Here is a 19848-nt window from a genome sequence, read left to right as displayed (position 1 = left end):
CGTAGTCACCCGCAACACCCCCCGTCATCGGCACGGACCACCCAACTCCCGTGCCGCCGCAGCCTCTTCGGGAGCCCTTTGATGCCCGCCAGTCCTCGGAACCCCATGAACCGCCGTGACTTCGTGCAGAAGTCGGCCGTCACCGGTGCCGCGGTCGCCGCCGCCGGTGCGCTGTCCGCCGTGCCGGCGGAGGCCGCGTCGAAGAAGAAGCCGGGCAAGCACGAACCCAAGCCCCGCACCTGGTCGTTCTCCATCCTCGGCACGACCGACCTGCACAGCCACGTCTTCGACTGGGACTACTACACCGACGCCGAGTACACGGACAGCAAGGGCAACTCGGTCGGCGTGGCCCGGCTCGCCACGCTGATCAAGCAGCAGCGGGCGGCGAAGGGCAAGGACCGCGTCCTGCTCGTCGACGCGGGCGACATCATCCAGGGCACCTCGCTGGCGTACTACTACGCGCGCGTCGACCCGATCACCGGCGGCGAGGGCCACAAGGCCCCCAAGCACCCGATGGCGATCGCGATGAACGCCATGAAGTACGACGCGGCGGCGCTCGGCAACCACGAGTTCAACTACGGCATCGAGCTGCTGCGCAAGTTCGAGAAGAGCTGCGACTTCCCGCTGCTCGGCGCCAACGCCCTCGACGCGAAGACGCTGAAGCCGGCCTTCGAGCCCTACACCGTCAAGTACATCAAGGTGCCCGGCGCCCCGGACATCAAGGTCGGCATCCTCGGCCTGACCAACCCGGGCATCGCGATCTGGGACAAGGACAACGTCGCGGGCAAGCTGGCGTTCACCGGGCTCGTCGAGCAGGCCAAGAAGTACGTGCCGCGGCTGCGCGCGCTGGGCTGCGACGTCGTGTTCCTCACCGACCACTCCGGCCTGGACGGCTCCTCCTCGTGGGGCGACTCGCTCCCCTACATCGAGAACGCCTCCAACCTGGTCGCGCAGCAGGTGCCCGGCATCGACGCGATCCTCGTCGGCCACACCCACGTCGAGGTGTCCTCGTACACGGTCACCAACGAGGAGACCGGCAAGGACGTCGTGCTGTCCGAGCCCTACTGCTACGGCATGCGCCTGACCGTCTTCGACTTCGAACTCGAACTCGTCCGGGGCCAGTGGAAGGTGACCGACGTCGCCGCCCAGACGCTGAACCCGAACGCGCTGGAGGAGGACAAGGAGATCACCAAACTCCTCAAGGCGGACCACGAGTTGGTGGTCAAGTACGTCAACACCCCGGTGGGCACCTGCACCGAGGAGCTGTCCGGCGCGGAGGCGTGCTGGAAGGACGAGCCCATCATGGACTTCATCCACGAGGTCCAGATGAAGACGGTCGCCGCCGGCCTGTCTGCCGCGGACGCCGCGCTGCCGCTGATCTCGGTCGCCGCGCCGTTCAGCCGCACCGCCGACATCCCCGCCGGTGACGTCACGATCCGCGACATCGCCGGCCTCTACATCTACGACAACACCCTGTACGGCAAGAAGCTCACGGGCGCGCAGCTCAAGGACTACCTGGAGTACGCGGCGAAGTACTACGCCCTGGTGCCGAGCGGCACGGCGGTCGACACCGCCACGCTCACGAACGCCAACAGCTTCTGGGACTACATGTACGACACGGCGGCCGGTGTCTCGTACGACATCGACATCGCGGCGGCCGAGGGCTCGCGCATCAAGAACCTCAGCTACAACGGCACGGCGGTCGCCGCCGACCAGGTCTTCGTGGTCGCGGTGAACAACTACCGCGCCAACGGCGGCTCCGGCTACCCGCACATCGCGACGGCCGACATCGCGTACAGCTCCACCAACGAGATCCGCCAGCTCATGATCGACTACGTGACGACGACGGGCACGCTGGACCCGGCGGACTTCGCCGCGCTGAACTGGCGCCTGGTGCAGGGCTCGACGCCGGTCTTCTAGACCGGGGCGAGCGCCCTGCCGGTCAACTCCCGCCGCCCGCACCGCCGTCGAGGCGGTGCGGGCGGCGGCGCGCTGTCCGGCTCGCGCCGGGGCGGTCTTGTGCTCTTGAAGCGGGGGCTGTCACCGTCTGGTTGCGCGGGTGCCGTGACACGGGGCGAGCGGGCGGGGGCGCGTTGACTGCGGACGAGTTGGACGGGCTGGAGCTGGGGCAGGCGATCGAGGCCGTGCGGAAGGGGCTGGCCTGGGCCGCCGACCAGGGGGGCAGCAGCTCCGTGCGGTTCCTCGTGGACACGGTCACGCTCGAACTCACCGTGGAGCTGCGGCACACCGCGTCCGCGGGCGGCGGGATGCGGGCGTGGGTTGTCACGGCCGAGGGGCGCGGGGAGCGCGCCGCCGCCAACACTCAGCGGATCACGGTGGTTCTGCGGACGCCGCAGTCCGTGGAGATCCGCAGTGAGGGCAGTGAACGCTTCGGGCCGGACGCTCCGGCCGGGGACTACATCCGCTGACCTACACGTCCCGGGGGGCAACTATGCATCCTTTAGCGCGAGTTGCGGCGGTCGGGCCGGCTCGTGTCGGTAGCGCGGGGTTTTACGCCACCGGCTACCGGATCACCCGTAGCCTCGTGCTGACGGTTGCCCATGTCCTGACGGTGGACGGACACCAGGCCGAGTGGGCGTGGGTGATCCTCGCTGATGCCCTCGAGGTCCGGTACATCGCCGAGGTCGTGTTCAACTCCCGTGCCACGAAAGCCGCGAGCGAGGACCGCGGACTGGACGTCGCGCTGCTGCGCCTGCCCGCCGAGTGCGTCGACCGTCACCCCGTCATCCCGGTCCGGTGGGGTGTCTACCGGACGGGCGGACGGCACCGGGTGACCGGCGTCGGCTTCCCCGCCTTCGAGGTGGAGCGAGGGGCCACTGCACCGCGCACTGTGACCGGCGCCATCGACGTCGTCCGCGAGCCGTGGCAGCAGGTCTTCATGCTGGAGCGCGACGACGGCGGACCACGCTTCCACGACGGCATCCGGCGGGCTGCGGGGCTGTCGGGGACCGCCCTGCACAGCGAGGATCGTTCGTTGCTGGTTGGTATGGCCTTCCAACTGGAACGTCAGGACGCCCGGTTGGCGATCATGCCTGCTGCGCGCCTGCTCCGCAGTGTGGCGCTGACCGAACTCGTCCAGGAGGACGGTGGCAATGACATCACGTCCCCGGTGCTGCTGGACGCCTTCCTCGTCCGCCCCGCGCCCGCCGCCGCCACTCCCGCGGGGCTGCTGGATCCAGCCCGGCGCACGGTGCCGCTGCTGGGTCCCGCGCGGGACACATTGGACGAGCTTCGGGCCGCCGTGGACGCAGAGGGCGGGGCCGCCGCCACTCTGCTTCACGGTCCTCCTTCCTCCGGCAAGACCCGGACGGCGCACGAACTCGTCCACGATTTGCGAACTGCCGGTTGGAACGCGGGATTTGTCGCCCGCGTGCCGTCGCCCACCGGGGGCGGCGGGGAGCCGTCGTCCCTGCGGGCACTGCTCTCGCAACTGGAACGGCGGACGCTGCTCGTCGTCGACGAGATGGAGACGAGACACGCGGAATGGACCGGGCTGATGGCCGCCGTCCGTGACCTCGACGGGGCGGCGCCGCGCCTGCTCGGCATCGCACGGTCACCGAGATGCGGCATGGAGAACGTGTCCCAGGTGGGTGCGCACGCAGTCGCCGCGACCGCTGCGGAACTCGTGCCCCACCTCGTGGAACCCCTGCGCCGCCTTGTCGGTCCGGACGTTCCCCCCGCCGCTCAGGATGCATGTCCCAACCTTGCGGATGGGCAGGGGACGTCTGTCGTCGCCGCCCAGATCCGGGCCCTGGCCCTGCTCCTGCAAGGGCGCAGACCATGGGCGTACGACCCGACGGAGGCGTACCGTCTCCTGCTGGCCCACGAGCACCGCTACGCCACGGCCGCCCTCCAGTCCGCCCTGCCGTGGCTCGATGACGAACTGTGCCGGGCGCTGCTGACCGCCCCCGCGCTCTTCCCCGCCGACGACCCGACCGAGTCGGTCCTCGACATCCGCATCACCCTCCAGCGCTACCTGAAGGCGGTCCCAGGCCTCGACCTGGAGCACCCCGCGCTGGTGGACGCGGTGTTCCTCCACGGCATCAGCCAGTGCCTCGCGCAGCTCTACCCCGCCGAGGACGGCGCCCACCGCGGACGCCTGCCCCAGGCTGTCCGGGGGATGCAGACCGCGTATGCCCAGCAGCACGAGGAGGGGCTGGTCGACGCCCTGCTCTGCGACGACGCCTCCGTGGGCCGGAGATATGTCCACGACTACGAGACGGCGCCGTCTGCTGCGGACTTCTGGGCCCAGTGGGACCTGGAAGCGGGCGGGGACTACCGCTGGGAGGCGGACGAGGCGCTTGCCTCGCCCCTGAGACAGGCCTCGCCCCTGAGACAGTTCTCGCGCCGGAGACCGACCCCGGACCCGGCACCGACCCCGGCACCGACCCCGGACCCGGCACCGAGACCGGAGAGGATCGACCCGGACCACGGCGGACCCGATCTCGGGAGAGGGCTCTTCTGAGGATCGCGCCTTCGCCCGGCGCCCCACCCGCCGTTCGGCCGCCCCCCGCGGGCGGTGGCGGGCGCCCCGCGGTCGAATCGGGGCATGACCATGGACGACCGTGACATGCGCTGCCAGGGTCCCTACGGCGAGGGCAACGGGGTGGACTGTCCCGACCCCGCCCGCTTCGACGTGAGCCGCCACGGAGCGCCCCCGCTGCGGGTGTGCCCGGTGCACCTGGGCCCCTCGCTGCTGCTGGCGGCGGGCGTGCTGTGGCCGCCGGGGATCTCGCTGGTGGGGTGACGCGGGGGCACGCTTCTACGTCCCCAGGATCAGCGCGTCGCGCAGCGGTCCGCCCCACTGCGTCGCGGGCCCCTCGGCGTCGCCGGTGCCGTCGGCGCCCCCGTCCTCATCGCCCCCTTCGTCCTCGTCGTCCTCGTCGTCAGGTTCGACGAGCAGGGCCCGCAGGGCGGAGAGCGGGAAGACCCGGGGGGTCTCCACGCCGGGGCCCAGGGCGACGCGCGGGGTTCCGGTCCAGACGCTCTGGCAGGATCCCGGGGCCCCGGCGGGTGCGTCGGGGTCGGCGGCGACGCAGTGCCAGGCGGCTCCGTTGACGCGCCGGGCGACCTCCCCGAGGTACCAGCCGGCGACCTGGACGAAGGTGCTGTCCCGGGCGGCGTCGAAGGCGTTCGTGCCGGCGTACTCCGCGCGGACCGCCGCCTCCAGGGCGTCGAGCGAGCCGGGGGAGAAGTCCCAGGTCCCCGGTGTCCCGGTCGCCTCGGCCCAGGCCGGGAAGTCGGCCTCCCGACGGGCGAGCCACGTTGCGAGTCCAGGGTGCGTCCGAGCCATGGGCGCCACTGTAGGAGGCGCCGGGGGCCGGCGGCGCCGACACGGCCGGACCGCCGGTGCCACCGGCGCGTCCGGTACCGTGCGCGACGGTCATCCCGCCCCACGCGCCGGTCAATTGCGACCATGCGGCCCCAAATCGACCCAGGTGAGGGCGACTTCGGCACCTAGGGTGAGGCCCGGCAGTGCCACGCCACGGGGCCGCGACGCCGCGTGACGGGCAGTTCGGGGCCTTCGGGGGGACACACGCGATGAGTGGTGCGACGAGTGGTGCGGCGGATGCGGGCAGCGGCACGACGCGCAACGGCGGTACGCGCGGGGGGAGTACCCACGACGGCACCTCGTGCGCAGGCCCCCCGCGCCGGGGCGTCCCGCGGGGGAGGGCGCGGCGCTGGACCGCGACGCGCGTGGTCGTCGTCGCGCTCGGCGCAGGACTGCTCGCGGGCGGGCTGCCCGCGCTCCAGCCGGGGGCGGAGGCGGGACCCGTCTCCGGGCCGTGCTCGGAGGTCTTCGGCACGCCCGACAGGAACCCGGCGGTCGGCGATCTCCCCGGGTCCGACAAGTACCCGAACGGATCGCCGGACGACGCGAGCCGCACGTACACCTACCAGAACCCCAAGCGCACGGTCTCGGGCATCGACCTGCCCGCCGGCATGACCGCGACGGAGCTGGTGGCGAAGTACGGCACCAGCACCAAGGGGCTTGCCGCGGAGTCCCCGGAGCGGGCCTACGCGGCGTGGAACCGCAACCAGGCCAGTGCCAAGAGCCCCTGGACCGGCAGCTTCCGTACCTGGCTGGTCAATCAGTACATCGGCAACGAGGCCGGCCGTGAACGCGGTGACGCCTTCCACAGGAGCGTCGCGCGGGCCTTCGGCATCGGCGGCTCCGAGTGGGACTGCGAGCAGCGGGTTCCCGGCACGCGGCGCAGGGGCGACTTCGTCAACCAGCGGCGGCGGATCCTGATCGAGGTCAAGTCCAACGGGAAGCTCCGCAAGGACCAGTTGGAGGAGGACCGCAAGCTGGTCGAGCAGGGCTGGGACGTGCGGTACGTCTTCGGCGAGGAGCCCGACGGGAAGACGCTCGCCCTGCTGCGCGCGGCCGGTATCCGGGTCCACCGATATGTGTCCACGTCGGTACCGGTGTTCACGGTGAACGAGCACACGTCCCCGGAGGACCTCCAGCTCTTCAGCCCCGATCCGCATGCGGCCCCCTCCACCGGGGACGGCGTCAGCCTGATCCGCGGGTCCGCCGACACCGAGGAGGAGGCGCGCGCGAACCAGCGGCGGCTCGGCGACGCGGCGGACCGCTCGCGTGGTGCCGGGGGCGTCGACTTCACGGATCTCCGGCTCAGTTACGTGGGCGCCTCCAAGGACGGCAAGGGGCTGGACTACTCCTTCAAGGCCGCCCGGAACCCGGACGAGGACACCAACCCGTCCTGGGGCGGCATGGCGAAGGCGCGCCTCGCCTCGGACGCGTTCTTCACCTGGCTGGCGCTCACCCCCGACACGTTCTGGGTGAACCTCAACCCCACCGAGCCGGACAGGATCATGGACAGCGGGTTCGCCCGGACGGACGCCGGGCGGGTGCTGCTGGAGGCGGACCTGGCCATGAAGCACGACTTCGCGAAAACGCTGAACCCCGGCACCGCGCTGGGTGCCCGCTTCTGGAAGGGCATCACCCGCGCCGGCGGAGAACCGTCGTGCATGCCGGTGATCCGCAACTGGATCGTGCCGTCGACGGCCAGGGTCCGCGAGCAGGACGGCGGCCTCTACATCCTCGACGCCCCGCTGAAGGTCAACTCCGTGCCCTACGAGGGAACCGTCCCCGGCGCCCAGTGCCACAAGACGCGGGAGCAGAGCGAGCACGACCAGCGGCTCATGGACACGATGATCCGCCCGGTGGTGGAGAAGCGGGTCAACACCGCGCCGGAGTACGCGGATCTGCGGCGCGTCTACGCGAGCAGGGTGGCCGCGCAGTGGGTCGCCTCCCAGGACGCGGTGCGGCCGGGGCCCTACCACGACATCATCGGGAGCGGCGACGTCTCCCGCTGGCCGCTGCGCGAGGACACCTCCTGGTCCGAACAGGACACGTACCGGCGGTACTTGAAGTCGTTCAAGGAGGGCGACTACACGTTCACGCGGCGGTCGGGGAACTGGCTCTACACGTACTCCGTCGGAGGCGTCGACTTCTCCAGGTCGCCCACGCGCGACCTCACCGCGGCCCAGTTCACCCGTGAGGCACCGGGTGTCGCGGGCGCGGCCGCCAACTCCCGCGCCCAGGTGGCGGACTCCCGGGGCGGCGACACCACCTGGCTCGGCGGCAGCACCTCCCCGGCCTCTGCGTTCGGCCGGGACCTCGTCCCGGCCGCGGAGGGTGCCCGCGACGCGGCCGTCGTCGACGCTCCGGCCCTCCGGGTCGCGGCCCTGGCCGCGCTCCTCACCGCGGTGGCCGGCGCGGTGGTGTGGCGGAAGCGGCGGCGCGAGCGCGGCACGGCGCGGGCCCGGTGACGCGCGGCGCCGCCCGGACGGAACACCGTCCGGGCGGCGCCGACGGCGAACAGCGGGAATCCCCTTTCCCCCTTGTCGTAGGCATGGCATACGCTGCGCAGGCAGCCGCGCCCCGCGTGTCACCGCCGTCGGCGGTGGTTCCGGGTGCCGCGCGGCGCCTACATCAGCAACTCCCGGCCCGCGCCGGGGATTTCACGTGGGGGGAACCACGCCTGTGCGCACGCGCAGAAGCATGTCGACCGCGACGGCGATCGCGGTACTCGTCGGTTCGGCGGCCCTGAGTGTCACCGCCGCCGGCACCGCCTCGGCGGCGACCGCCGCCTCCGTCACCAGCCCCGGCGGCATCGCCCCCGACGGCCCGCTCCAGCGGGTCTTCGTCGGCGACGCGGACAAGGGCATCGTCGCCTCGGACTACGCCGGCAACCTGATCGGCTCGGTGAGCCTGGAGGGCGTCACCGGGGTGACCATCTCGGACGACGGCGCCACCGTGTACGCGGCGCGCGCCGCGTTCAACGAGATCGTCGCCGTCGACGCGGCCACCCTGGCCGTCAAGGCCCACTACCCCGTCGCCACCGACACCGGCCCGCGCCACATCGCGTTCTCCGCCGGCAAGGTCTGGTTCACCTACGGCGACCAGTGGAGCGGCAACCTCGGCTCCTTCGACCCCGCCGTCGACCCCGCGAGCGGCACCGACCCGGTGACCCTCGGCCTCTTCCCCGCCGGCAACCTCGGCATCTGGGGCCAGGGCCTCCTCGACACCGACCCCTCGCAGCCCGGCGTCCTCGCCGTCGGCGAGACCGGCGTCTCCACCGACTCGATGGCCGTCCTCGACGTCTCCGGCGCCGCCCCCGCCCTCACCGCCTACTACCAGGGCGACTACAGCCTCAACAGCGGCATCGGCGACATCGACCTCGTGCCCGGCGGCACCCAGGTCATGGTCAACGGCGCGCAGCTCGACTCGTACGCCGGCGGCAAGTTCAGCGCGTCCACCACCTACCCGGCGGGGCAGCGGGCCGACATCGCCGCGGACGGGCTGGTCGCCCAGGCCAACGGCGCCAAGGTGGCCGTCTACAAGGCGGGTTCGGTCAAGCCGCTGCGCACCTTCACCAACACCGCGGGAGTGGTCGACCTCGCCTGGGCACCGGACTCCTCGCGGGTCTTCGCCCTCGTGTCGAGCGGCACCAAGTACGTCGTCAAGGCGCTCACCGACCCCACCAAGAACGTCCCGACCCTCACCGTGAACGCCCCCACCAAGGGCATCCGCGCCAAGAAGCTCACCGTCACGGGCAAGCTGTCCGCGTCGGTCGCGCTGCCCGCCGGCGTCAAGGTGAAGGTCACCCGCACCGACTTCCTCTCGCCGAGCGGCAAGGCGTTGGCCGACGTCACGGTCACGTCGGACGGCACGTTCAGCTTCACGGACACGCCCCCGTCGGGCGGCATCGTCACCTACAAGGTCACCTACGCGGGCGACGCGGCACACGCTGCGGTCTCCGCCTCCGACAAGGTGACGATCCCGCGCACGATCCCGTCGATGACGCTGAACCACAACGGCGCCGTCTACACGTACGGCACCGACGCGACCTTCACCGCGCACCTCGGCACGACGTACACGAACCGCACGGTGGCCCTCTACGCGGACCCGTTCGGCGCGGACAAGCCCAAGAAGCTGCTGAAGACCGGCAAGGTCAACTCCGCCGGGAACATCTCGGTCAAGGTGGACATGACCCGGGACACCACGGTCACCGCCGTCTTCGCGGCCGACTCCCGCTACGCCGGCCGTACGGTCAAGTCGGTGGCGGGCGCGAAGGTGAAGGCCTCCGTCGCGATCACCAAGCAGTACAAGACGGCGAAGATCGGCTCGACGTCGTACTACTGGTTCCACAAGAAGACCGCGCCGATCGCCACCACGACGATGACCTACTACAAGGGCCGCGAGCAGCGGACCGACGTCCAGGTCTACTACCAGGGCAAGTGGTACTCGTCGGGCTCGCAGTACTTCGCCCTGGGCACGTCGGGCAAGTGCGCGGTGAACCTGGGCGCACCGGGCGAGTCCGGTCTGCGCGCGCGGGTGCGGGCGGCGTACATCAACGGTTCGTCGGGCGACACGGTCAACTCGACTACGTACAGCTCCTGGAAGTACCTGTACTTCACCAACTGAGCCCATTACGCGTGAGTCGGGGCGGGCCTGCCGGATCGGTGGGCCCGTCTCTCTCGTCAACTCAGCAGGTTGAAAGAGTGGTTGAGGAAAGCGGTCCAGGCTGTCGCTGACACGGTGACCGTGGCGCGGTCGGGGGCCTTGGAGTCGCGGAGGTGGACAACGGGGTGGTCGGCGGCGGCTTCAAGGCAGTTGCCACCACTGTCGTTGCTGTAGCTCGACCTGAGCCAGTCGTGCGCCGCCTCAAGGCAGTTGCCGCCACTGGAGTCGCTGTAGCTCGACCTGATCCACCGCCGGACGCTGCTCATGTCCCTACCTCTTCCGCCAACTGCTCGATGAGCCGCACAGAATCATCAGGGCTCAGGGTCTGCGTGCGGATCTTTGCATACCGGTGGGAGAGCCGAGCGACCTTCGTCGGATCACTGACGAGGATGCTTTCGTCCTCGACCTCCATGTAGACGACGTGATGGTGCTCCTGCGTCTCCACCAGCTTCATTCCTCCCTGCGCGCCCGCATGCTGACCTCGCAGCCCGCGTTCGAGCGGGAGGATCTGCACGCTCACGTTGTCCCGCCGGGCGTCCTCCGCCAGTGAACGCAGTTGGCTCCGCTGGATCTCCCAGCTTCCGAAGGGCCTGCGCAGTACGGACTCGTCCAGGATGAGTTCGATGAGCGGGAGGGAGGGCCGGTCGAACAGCGTCCTTCGCTTCCTTCTGAGGTCAACCAGCTCGTCGACCTGCTCGCTCGGCAACGCCGGGTACCCACCGCCGATGAGGGCGCGGGCGTAGTCCTCCGTCTGGAAGAGGCCGTCGATCACGACGGTCTCGTACGAAGACAACGTCACCGCCGCCGCCTCCATCGGCACGAAATCCTTGAACTGCGGGGGATACCGGTCCAGGCGGATGAACTCCCGGGCCTTCTCGAAGACGCCCAAGCCGCCGCCGATCGTCTTCTCCAACATCACGAGCATGTGGTCGCTCGCGGGCTGCGCGCACGTCTCCATCGCGCTGATCGCCAATGCCGTGTAGCCGATGAGCTTGCCCAACTCCTCCTGGGAGAGACCCAGTTGCTCGCGGAGCGACTTCGCGAGGGCGGCCACCATGCGGGCGGTGCCGCCCGCTTCCGTCTTGTTCGTCGTCCGCGCCATTGCGGTCACTCCCGGGCTCAAGTGAACTCAACCGATCAGCACGACCGGCGCCGCCCGCCGTACCGTCACCCACGGTCGACGCAGAGTCATGGAAAACGGTAGTCCCGCCTGCGAAGACTGGCTGCGTGAATACGCGAAGTGACGAGATTCCCGGGTGGATTCCCGAGTCGGGCTTTCAACTCCGCAGGGCCGGTGTGCGGTTCGACGCGGTCCGGATCGACGGGGACGCCGGTCGTGAACTGGCGGACGCGCTGGCCGAGTTGACCGGTGGCGACCCCGGTCCCGTGGTCGAGGAGGCCACCGGGCGGCGCGGGGTGTACTTCCTGGTGCCGGTCGGGACCGCGTCGTACCGGCCGTGGCCACCCGGCGTCGGGCGGCTCACCGCCGGGCCGGGGCACGTGTCGTACATCCCCGTCCCGGCCCTCGACGGCGCGACCTGGCCGCTGTCCTGGCGCTACCGCCCCTCCGGGCCCGACCGGTTCGTGCACACCCTGCTGCTGCGCAACGTGCTGCGGTGCGAGGAGTGGGAGACGGCGGGGACGGCGGGGGTGCCGGACACGGCGGCGGACTGACCGGTCACCCCGGCCCGCCCCGCGCAGCGCTCACGCGGCGGTCGACCACGGCTGCCAGGACCGCCGACGCCACCACGATCGCGCCCAGCGCCAGGGCGAGCCGCGGTCCGAGGCCGACGAGCGTGCCGGCCAGCGCCGTACCCGCCGCCCCGGAGGCCATCTTGGCGCAGGCCATGGTCACGAAGACCTGGGCGCGGGCGGCCGGGGGCGAGTACACCGAGCGCACCGCCAGGGTGGCCGTGAAGAGCACCGCGCTCGTGGCACCCGCGAGGGCGAAGGCGAACAGGGCGACGACGTAACCGGGGGAGAGCGCGCACAGGCCGATGGCGAGCGCGTTCACCGCGACGAGCCGGACCGTGCGGCGCTCCGGCTCCCCGGAGGAGGGAAAGACGCCGGTCAGCAGCGCGCCGCAGAGGTTGCCCGCGCCGTAGACCGCGCCGAGTGTCGCGCCCGCGCCCGGGGAGTGGCCGAGCGAGCCGCCGAGGACGACCGCGACCACCAGGATGCCGCCGGTGCTGACAGAGGTGATCGTGGTCGCCGCCATGACGCGGCGCAGCGGCCCGGTGCGCAGCACCACCCGCAGGGCGTCGCGGACGGGCATCGACTCCCCGTCCGCGCCCGTGGCCCCGCCCCGGGGCAGCAACGACAGCAGCAGGCCCGCCAGCGCGGCGGCGGCCCCCAGCGCGAGCACGGCGGGCAGCGGGCCCAGGGTGCCGGCGAGACCGGCCACGACGCCGGGACCGGCGATGTTGCCGACGCCGTAGGTGGCGGAGTCCCAGCCCTCCGCGCGGCGCCGGTCGCGGTCGTCGCCGCCGACGAGGAGCGCGAGGCGGCTGCTGAGGCCGCCGGTCATCAGGGGGCCGGCGAGGCCGCCGAGGACGATCACCGCGGCGACGGCGGCCGTGGTGACGTGCCCGAGGGCCAACGCCGCGCCGGCCAGGGCGATGCCGTACGCGGCGAACGCCCCGGCGAGCACCGGGCGGGTGTCGCGGGCGCTCTCCAGCCACCGGGCCGTCCAGGGGCCCGCGAGGTTCGGCGCGGTGAGCAGGGCCGCGAGGAGGCCGCCGAGCGCGGCGCCGCCGTGTCCGTACCGGTCGAGCGTCAGGGACACCAGGCCGACGGGCGCGCCGCCGCTCGCGGTGCGGACCAGGGCGGCCGAGGCGAGATACACGGCGAGGGCCCGGCCCCGGTGCGGCGGAGCGGGGGAGGACGGGCCGGGATCCGGGTCGCCGTGCGGCGAAGTACCGCCTGCGGGAAGGGGGTTGGCCGGTGCGTCGGGCACCCTTCCCGGAGCCCTTGCGGACGACCTTCCCGAGGGCCCTCCCGTCGGCTTTTCCGACGGCCTTCCTGGCGAACTCCTGGTGCGGCTCACGTCTTTCCGTCTCCCTGTGCCGGTGTCCGCTGTCGTGTCCCGGGGCGCGTCATGCCTTCAAGGTATGATTTCCCGGGTCGGTGCTTTCATGCGGGGACGGCGCGACGCGGGGGCCGCGACAGGGAGGGATGTGGGTGTGCGATTCCAGTTCCTGGGCGACCACTTGGGGCTCGACCTCGCGGCCACCGTGTCGTGGCGCGAGACGCGCCCGGTCGACCTGCTGGCCGAACCGGCCGATCTGCGCGAGTGGTTGACGCTCGCCGGCCTCCGTCCGCACGGCGCGGTCACCGCCGACAGCCTGGCGGCGGCCGTCGACGTCCGGGAGGCGGTCTACGGGGCGGCGTACGCGTGCGTGGCCGGGCGGCCGGTGGGCAGCGCGGATCTCGCCCTGCTCAACGACTTCGCCGGGCGGGAGCCGATGCGGCCCGTCGTCGTGCGGGCGGGCGTCATGACCTGGTCGGGCGGCGTGGAACAGGCCCTCGCGACGGTGGCGCGGGAGACCTGCCGGCTCGTCGGATCGCCCGAGCACGCCCGTGTCCGCAGGTGCGAAGGCGCCCCCTGCACGCGGTTGTTCCTCGACAACTCGCGTGCCGGAGGGCGCCGTTGGTGCGACAAGCGGGCGTGCGGCAGCCGGGTCAACGCGGCGGCCTATCGCGAACGCCGTGCCGCACGCGGGGAGCGGGCGGAGCCGGGGCTCAGCTGAAGACGATCATCGAGCCCTGTGCCAGGCTCCGGGTCGCCGCCGCGTGCAGGCCCAGCCAGACGTGGCGTTCGCGGGCGAAGGGGCTCGGGTCGAAGGGGGCGGACGCCGCCGGTTCCTCCAACGAGGTGGGCGCGGGCGGAGGTTCGGGCGCCGCCGGGGGGTTGGCCGGGTCGATGCCGATCGCCGGGGCCACCGCCTCCAGTTCGCGCAGCAGGCCCTGCGAGGAGCCCAACGGGCCGCCGCCCGCGAGCATGTCGTCGTTGGACAGCGGGTGCGGGAAGTCGAGCGGGACGTAGGCGCCCGCGTGGTCGTAGTGCCAGACCAGGTGCGACTGCTGTGCCGTGGACTCGAACATCTCCAGCAACTGCTCGTAGTCGCCGCCGAGTTCGTCGACCGGGGTGACCGGGAGGCCGCAGAGCTGGAGCAGGTGGGCGCGGCGCAGGAAGTGCAGCGCGTCGTAGTCGAACCCGGCGACCGGGGCGACGTCCCCGGACAGTCCCGGCATGTACTGGTACACCGGGACCGGCGGCAGACCGGCCTCCGCGAGCACCTTGTTGTACTGGGCGAGTTCCTCGGCGAACGGGTTGTCGGGGGTGTGGCACAACACGTCGACGAGCGGTACGAGCCACAGGTCACAGGCCAATGGAGAACTCCTCGCTCAACACGGTGGTCAGGGAAGAGTAGTCCGTACCGTGCGGGACCGGGCCCTCTTGCACGGGTTCCGCGCGACCCCCGGCCCCGTCCCGCCGGGCGGCGCTACCGGACGTCGTCCGCGAGCCGTTCCACGACGGCGAGGGAGTGCGCGGTGTACGCCATCACGATCGCGCGGGCGCCCATGGTGTCCCGTCTGCTCAGCGCGTCGACGAGTTCCGTGTGCCCGCACCACAGGTGCCCGCGCAGGTCGGTCATCCGGCGCAGGTGCTGCACAGCGCACACCCAGGACTGCACGCGCAGCCGGTGCAGGAAGTCCGTGAGGTACGGATTGCCGTACAGGGAGCTGAGCTCGCGCCAGAACCGCAGGTCGTAGCCGATGAGGACGGTGAGGTCGCCGGCGCTCGCCGCGCGCTGCGCCTCCTCGCCGCGGCGGCGCACCCCCGCGAGGGCGGCGACGGCGGCGGCCTGGGTGCGCTGCGGGACGCCGTCGTGACCGGCGGCCAGGGCGTGGAACATGCCGTCGCTGATCAGGCTGCGGGCCTCCACGAGGGAGCGGAAGTCGGCGAACGTGAACTCGTGGACGCGGAAGCCGCGGTGCTGGTCGGCCTCCAGCAGGCCCTGCGCGGCGAGGTCCACCAGCGCCTCGCGGACGGGGGTGGCGGAGACGCCGTACTGGTCGGCGATCTCCTTGACGGTGAACTCCTGCCCCGGCCGCAGCCGCCCGGCGAGCACCTCGTCCCGCAGCGCGTCCGCGATCTGCTGCCGCAGGGTGCTGCGGGTCACAGCGCCGCTGCCGCTGCCGCCTGTGCCGGGCATGCTCGGGGACTCCTCGTCGGACGGGCGGTCGAGCCGGCCGGCGGTCCTCGGTTCTTTCGAACTGCTCGAACTCGGCGAACTCGTCCACTTCTGGGTGTGTGTACGAGCACGCCACCTTACGCGTTCGGGTTCCCGGGGCGCCCCGCCCGTCGTGCGCGGGACGTGGGGGTACGGCACCGCCCCGCGCCCCGGGCGGAACCCGGGAGGCGGGGCGGACGCGGGGAAGCGGGCCGTGCGGCCGTCAGACGGTGAACGTGTCGGCCACCGACAGCGCCGCGTCGAGGGCGGCGAAGCCCTCCTTCAGCTCGGCCTCGGTGACGTTGAGCGGCGGCACGACGTGCGTGCGGTTCATGTTCACGAAGGGCCACAGGCCGTGCGCCTTCGCCTCCGCCGCGAAGGCGGCCATGGCCCGGTTGTCGTCGCCGGTCGCGTTGTACGGCACCAGCGGCTCACGCGTGGCGCGGTCGCGCACCAGCTCCAGCGCCCAGAACATGCCGACGCCGCGCACCTCGCCGACCGAGGGGTGCCGCCCGGCCAGCTCCCGCAGGGCGGGGCCGACCATGTCGGCGCCGAGGCGCTTCGCGTTCTCGACGATGCCCTCCTCGGCCATGGCGTTGATCGTCGCGACGGCCGCGGCGCAGGCCAGCGGGTGGCCGGAGTAGGTGAGCCCGCCGGGGTAGGGGCGCTTGCCGAAGGTGGCGGCGATCTCGGCGGAGATGGCGACGCCGCCGAGCGGCACGTAACCGGAGTTGACGCCCTTGGCGAAGGTCATGAGGTCGGGCACGACGTCGAACAGGTCGGCCGCGAACCATTCGCCGGTGCGGCCGAACCCGGCCATCACCTCGTCCAGCACGAAGACGATCCCGTACTTGTCGCAGATTTCGCGCACGCCCCGCAGGTAACCGGCGGGCGGGACCATGATCCCGGCGGTGCCGGGGATCGTCTCCAGCACGATCGCGGCGACGGTGGCCGGCCCCTCGAAGGCGAGCGTCGTCTCCAGGTGCTCAAGCGCCCGCGCGCACTCCTCCTCCTCGGTCCCGGCGTAGAACCGCGAGCGGTAGGGGAACGGCCCCCAGAAGTGCACGACCCCGGCCGTGCCGCTGTCGGAGGCCCAGCGCCGCGGGTCGCCGGTGAGGTTGATCGCCTGCTGGGTGCCGCCGTGGTACGAGCGGTAGGCGGAGAGCACCTTCGGGCGGCCGGTGTGCAGCCGGGCCATGCGCAGGGCGTGCTCGACGGCGTCGGCGCCGCCGTTGGTGAAGAAGATCTTGTCGAGGTCGCCGGGGGTGCGCTCCGCGATCAGCCGGGCGGCCTCCGAGCGCGCCTCGACCGCGAACGCGGGCGCGAACGTCGTCATCCTCGCGGCCTGCTCCTGGATCGCGGCGACGACCTTCGGGTGCTGGTAGCCGATGTTGGTGAAGACCAGACCGCTGGTGAAGTCCAGGTACCGCTTGCCGTCGAAGTCCCAGAAGTACGATCCCTCGGCGCCGGCGACGGCGAGCGGGTCGATGAGGTCCTGGGCGGACCAGGAGTGGAACACGTGCGCCCGGTCCGCCGCCTTCACGGCGGCTCCGGTCTGGGGGCTGGGCTGAGGGGTCATGCGGTCGAGGGTAGATCGCGGGCGGTGTCCCGCGACATCGTCGTCCTGTCCGGTGTGCGGGGCATTCCGCGACAGAGTGTCGACGTCCCGGTTGAACGTCGGGCGAATTCCCGTGAACGGAACCGGGGAGCGCCCCCGCCCGCCCGTACGGTGACCCCACGATCCGCCGCGGGGGCGCGCGGCGGTGGTGCACGTCGGCGCGCGACATGTGGTGGGGGCACCGCGGTGGACTGGCTGAGCACGGAGAACGTGGTGGCGGTCGGGACCGCCCTGCTGGGCATCGCCGCCTCGGGCGTGATGCTCTGGTACGAGCGCAGGGTGCCGCGCCGCAAGCGGGTCGGCTACCGCGTGCAGATGGACAACGCGATCGGCGACGACGCCAGTTCGGGCCGCGCGAACCGCCGCCTCGGCCTCTTCGACGAGGCGCCGGTGATGTCCGACGCGACGCTCGTCCTGCTGCGCATCGAGAACGACGGTTCCCAGGGCATCGCGGACAACGACTACACGGGGCGTGAACTGCACGGTCTGACGGCCGAGTTCACCGACCGCACGGTGCGCGGCGTCTCGGTCACCCAGCCCGCGGGCAGCGTGCACCTGATGGATCACTTCACCCCGGCGGCCGGGTTCGGCTACACGGGCAACACCCTGCGCATCCCGCGCGTACCGCTCAACCCGCGCGAGCACTTCAAGCTCCTGGTGCTGCTGTCGGGCGGGGACGTGGGCCGGCCGATCCGCATCGTCGGCGGCATCCGCGACGGCGAGGTGCACCCCAACCGCAGCGCGACCCCGGACGACAAGCCACCGCTGTTCAGCCGGGCGGCCCGCACGATCACCGTGGTCCTCACGGTGTGCGTCCTCACGCTCGCGGTCCTGGTGGTGGCCCGCGACGACAGCCCGCCCCCGATCGGCTGCGCCAGAGGCACCCTGACGGTCACCGGCTCGACCGCGTTCGCCCCCACCGTGCGGGAGGCGGCGGCCAAGTACGAGCGGGACTGCGGGGGATCGACGGTCACCGTGGACGCGCACGGTTCCACGGCGGGCGTGCGCGAACTGGCCGGCCTCGGCGCGCAGGCGAAGCGGGGCTCGCCCGCGGTGATCGCGGTGTCCGACGGGGCCAAGCCGCCCGGCCTGCCGGACCTGGCGGAGAACCGGGTCGCGGTGGTGGTGTTCGCGCTGGTGGTCAACGACGACGTACGGCTGAGGAACCTGTCGACGGCCGACGTGCGGCGCCTGTACCGGGGGCAGATCACCAACTGGCGGCAGCTCGGCGGTCCGGACCTGCCGGTGCGGCTGGTCAGCCGGGACGCCAACTCCGGTACGCGGCAGGTGTTCCAGCGCCGGGTACTGGGGCGCGGCGAGATCGCCAACTCCTCCCGCGACTGCGTGCACAAGGACGACGCCACCGCGCCCGTCGTGCGCTGCGAGCTGGACGCGACCGAGCAGGCGCTGTCCACGGTGGCCCAGGTGCCGGGCGGGGTCGGCTACAGCGAGCTGACCCTGGCGGAGGACGCGAAGGGCCTGCACCTGCTGAAGCTCGACGGGCACACCCCGTCCGTGGAGGCGCTGGAGCGCGGGGACGGCGACTACCCGTACCGCGAGATCGAGTACGCCTACACGTACGGCAGGCCCCCGGCGGACACGCTGGTGTCGAGCTTCCTCACCTACCTCTCGCGGGGCAACGGCCTGGACGTGGTCCGCACGCACGGCCACCTGCCCTGCGAGACCCCGGAGGGCCTGAAACTCTGCGCCCCGAACGAAACCGACACCTGACGACAGCCACCGCGGAAACGCACCCGAACCGGAGACGGCGCGGCAGCCGGGTACGGCGAGAAGCGGAGTCTGAGCCGCACGAGAACGTCGGGTCGGCCGGGTACGGCGAGAAGGGGACGGGACGGGGGTGTGCGCCCGGAGAACCGGTGCGTCCGCCACCGCCCACCCCTCCACCCGACAGCTCTCGCACCGGTTTGAGGACGTACACCCGCGGCGCGGCCCCGCCCCCCGTGCAACCGCCCCCGCTCCGGCAGCCCGCCGCCCCGAGGCGATCAGCGCGGCTCCGGCGGCCGCTGCCGCGGCATGTTCGGCCGGCTCCCCGGCATGGACGGATGCCGCGCGCCGGGGACCCCGCCGTCCGCCCGGGACGACCCGGGTCCGCCCACCGCCTGCTGGAGCCCGAGCGGAGCCGCCCCCGTACGGAACTCGACCATCCAGTCCGCGGTCTCCGTGCGCACCAGCTCGGTGACGTCCTCGGAGAAGCGCCGCAGCACGGCGAGGCACCGCTCGGCGGCCTCCCCCGCGGTGCCCTCGGTCGGCCCCAGCACCTCGCGCACGCTCTCCGCGGCCCAGTCGAACTGGAGCACCTGGAGCCGCCGCTGCACGGCCTGAGCCGTGGCCACGTCGCGCATCCACCCCGAGGTCACGCCGAAGAACCGGTCGGCGGCGACGCAGGCCGCGCCCAGCAGCAGCGGCAGATAGCCCCAGGAGGCCACCCACACGGCGTCGGCGGCGACACCGGCCAACGGCACGACCGCAGCCCCCAGCGCACCCGCCGCGGCCCCGCAGCGCAGCACCCGCGCGGCCCGCCGCTTGCCCGCGCGGTCGGCGAGGTACCAGGAGGCGGCGTCCAGGGCGCCGCGCTCGACCCACCGGTACAGCTCCTCCAGCCGTTCGGCGGGCTCGGCCCAGTCCCCGGCGGGGAAGGCCCGCCCCGCCAGATCTCCCGGCAGACCGCCCGGCAGTCCGCCCGGCAGACCCGCCGCCGGATCCCCCGGCAGCGGCCCGGCCGCCCCCTCGCCCCGCCCGTCCTGAGGCGGACCCTCGGGCTGCCTCTCCGGCTGACCCACCCGGCACTCCCTACTGATCCCTACCGATCACGGTCCGTGATGCCCCGTACGAGTACGCGGGCCGGCGTGACGCCTGATGCTGACGCGCCGGAACCTTTCCTACCGCCCAATGGGTGGCGAAGAATCGCGTTTCGCCGCTTTTCCGACTGGAAGTGGCCCTTGATCAGGTAGGGGTCT

Annotated in this window: 17 protein-coding genes; 9 read left to right on the top strand and 8 right to left on the bottom strand. The window is 72.3% G+C overall.

Annotated elements, in window-relative coordinates:
* Positions 1–105 precede the first annotated feature (105 nt).
* The 4 genes from ACFZA0_RS09585 to ACFZA0_RS09570 all read left to right on the top strand — a co-directional run bounded on the left by ACFZA0_RS09585 (position 106) and on the right by ACFZA0_RS09570 (position 4768).
* Complete coding sequence (locus ACFZA0_RS09585) at positions 106–1920, top strand: 5'-nucleotidase C-terminal domain-containing protein (protein ID WP_391013677.1); 1815 nt, start codon at positions 106–108, stop codon at positions 1918–1920.
* Between the two features lie 173 nt (positions 1921–2093).
* On the top strand, positions 2094–2429 hold the full coding sequence (locus ACFZA0_RS09580) for a trypco2 family protein (RefSeq protein WP_391013675.1): 336 nt from the start codon (positions 2094–2096) through the stop codon (positions 2427–2429).
* Positions 2430–2545: 116 nt separating this feature from the next.
* Complete coding sequence (locus ACFZA0_RS09575; RefSeq protein WP_391013673.1) at positions 2546–4486, top strand: hypothetical protein; 1941 nt, start codon at positions 2546–2548, stop codon at positions 4484–4486.
* 84 nt (positions 4487–4570) lie between these two features.
* The gene (locus ACFZA0_RS09570) at positions 4571–4768 is read left to right on the top strand and encodes a hypothetical protein (RefSeq protein WP_391013671.1); all 198 of its coding nucleotides are present in this window, start codon (positions 4571–4573) and stop codon (positions 4766–4768) included.
* 15 nt (positions 4769–4783) lie between these two features.
* Here the strand turns inward: ACFZA0_RS09570 and ACFZA0_RS09565 are convergent, their stop codons facing one another.
* Positions 4784–5314 (bottom strand): hypothetical protein, encoded by a 531-nt coding sequence (locus ACFZA0_RS09565; RefSeq protein ID WP_391013670.1) that lies wholly within the window; start codon positions 5312–5314, stop codon positions 4784–4786.
* Between the two features lie 404 nt (positions 5315–5718).
* On the opposite strand from ACFZA0_RS09565, the gene ACFZA0_RS09560 reads away from it, so the two are divergent.
* Positions 5719–7818, top strand: coding sequence for a hypothetical protein (locus tag ACFZA0_RS09560; protein ID WP_391013668.1), 2100 nt, complete (start codon positions 5719–5721; stop codon positions 7816–7818).
* 232 nt (positions 7819–8050) lie between these two features.
* Positions 8051–9976, top strand: a complete 1926-nt coding sequence (locus tag ACFZA0_RS09555) for an Ig-like domain repeat protein (RefSeq protein WP_391013666.1) — start codon at positions 8051–8053, stop codon at positions 9974–9976.
* 56 nt (positions 9977–10032) lie between these two features.
* Here the strand turns inward: ACFZA0_RS09555 and ACFZA0_RS09550 are convergent, their stop codons facing one another.
* Both ACFZA0_RS09550 and ACFZA0_RS09545 read right to left on the bottom strand, forming a co-directional pair.
* A complete protein-coding gene (locus ACFZA0_RS09550) occupies positions 10033–10281 on the bottom strand; it encodes a DUF397 domain-containing protein (RefSeq protein ID WP_391013664.1) in 249 nt (82 codons plus the stop codon).
* Positions 10278–11117, bottom strand: coding sequence for a Scr1 family TA system antitoxin-like transcriptional regulator (locus tag ACFZA0_RS09545; RefSeq protein ID WP_391013662.1), 840 nt, complete (start codon positions 11115–11117; stop codon positions 10278–10280). The genes ACFZA0_RS09550 and ACFZA0_RS09545 overlap by 4 nt, the downstream gene beginning before the upstream one ends.
* A 125-nt stretch (positions 11118–11242) precedes the next feature.
* On the opposite strand from ACFZA0_RS09545, the gene ACFZA0_RS09540 reads away from it, so the two are divergent.
* Positions 11243–11689, top strand: a complete 447-nt coding sequence (locus ACFZA0_RS09540) for a hypothetical protein (RefSeq protein WP_391013660.1) — start codon at positions 11243–11245, stop codon at positions 11687–11689.
* A gap of 4 nt (positions 11690–11693) precedes the next feature.
* On the opposite strand, the gene ACFZA0_RS09535 is transcribed toward ACFZA0_RS09540, so the two are convergent.
* Complete coding sequence (locus ACFZA0_RS09535; protein WP_391013659.1) at positions 11694–12971, bottom strand: MFS transporter; 1278 nt, start codon at positions 12969–12971, stop codon at positions 11694–11696.
* Between the two features lie 226 nt (positions 12972–13197).
* On the opposite strand from ACFZA0_RS09535, the gene ACFZA0_RS09530 reads away from it, so the two are divergent.
* Entirely contained in the window at positions 13198–13764 is a 567-nt protein-coding gene (locus ACFZA0_RS09530) for an ABATE domain-containing protein (RefSeq protein ID WP_391013657.1), read from the top strand.
* On the opposite strand, the gene ACFZA0_RS09525 is transcribed toward ACFZA0_RS09530, so the two are convergent.
* From ACFZA0_RS09525 to ACFZA0_RS09515, 3 genes are all read right to left on the bottom strand, one after another.
* On the bottom strand, positions 13757–14407 hold the full coding sequence (locus ACFZA0_RS09525) for a hypothetical protein (protein ID WP_391013655.1): 651 nt from the start codon (positions 14405–14407) through the stop codon (positions 13757–13759). The two genes, ACFZA0_RS09530 and ACFZA0_RS09525, sit on opposite strands and share 8 nt — an antisense overlap.
* A 113-nt stretch (positions 14408–14520) precedes the next feature.
* Entirely contained in the window at positions 14521–15234 is a 714-nt protein-coding gene (locus ACFZA0_RS09520) for a GntR family transcriptional regulator (protein WP_391013654.1), read from the bottom strand.
* Positions 15235–15475: 241 nt separating this feature from the next.
* A complete protein-coding gene (locus tag ACFZA0_RS09515) occupies positions 15476–16831 on the bottom strand; it encodes an aminotransferase class III-fold pyridoxal phosphate-dependent enzyme (RefSeq protein ID WP_391013652.1) in 1356 nt (451 codons plus the stop codon).
* Positions 16832–17056: 225 nt separating this feature from the next.
* Between ACFZA0_RS09515 and ACFZA0_RS09510 the strand changes: the two genes are divergently transcribed.
* Positions 17057–18601 (top strand): substrate-binding domain-containing protein, encoded by a 1545-nt coding sequence (locus ACFZA0_RS09510; protein ID WP_391013650.1) that lies wholly within the window; start codon positions 17057–17059, stop codon positions 18599–18601.
* 272 nt (positions 18602–18873) lie between these two features.
* Here ACFZA0_RS09510 and ACFZA0_RS09505 read toward each other — a convergent pair whose 3' ends face one another.
* The gene (locus tag ACFZA0_RS09505; protein WP_391013648.1) at positions 18874–19671 is read right to left on the bottom strand and encodes an SLATT domain-containing protein; all 798 of its coding nucleotides are present in this window, start codon (positions 19669–19671) and stop codon (positions 18874–18876) included.
* Positions 19672–19848: the final 177 nt, after the last annotated feature.

Source organism: Streptomyces sp. NPDC008150, assembly GCF_042956945.1.
Classification (GTDB): Bacteria; Actinomycetota; Actinomycetes; order Streptomycetales; family Streptomycetaceae; genus Streptomyces.
This window is presented reverse-complemented; position numbering and strand designations above follow the sequence as displayed.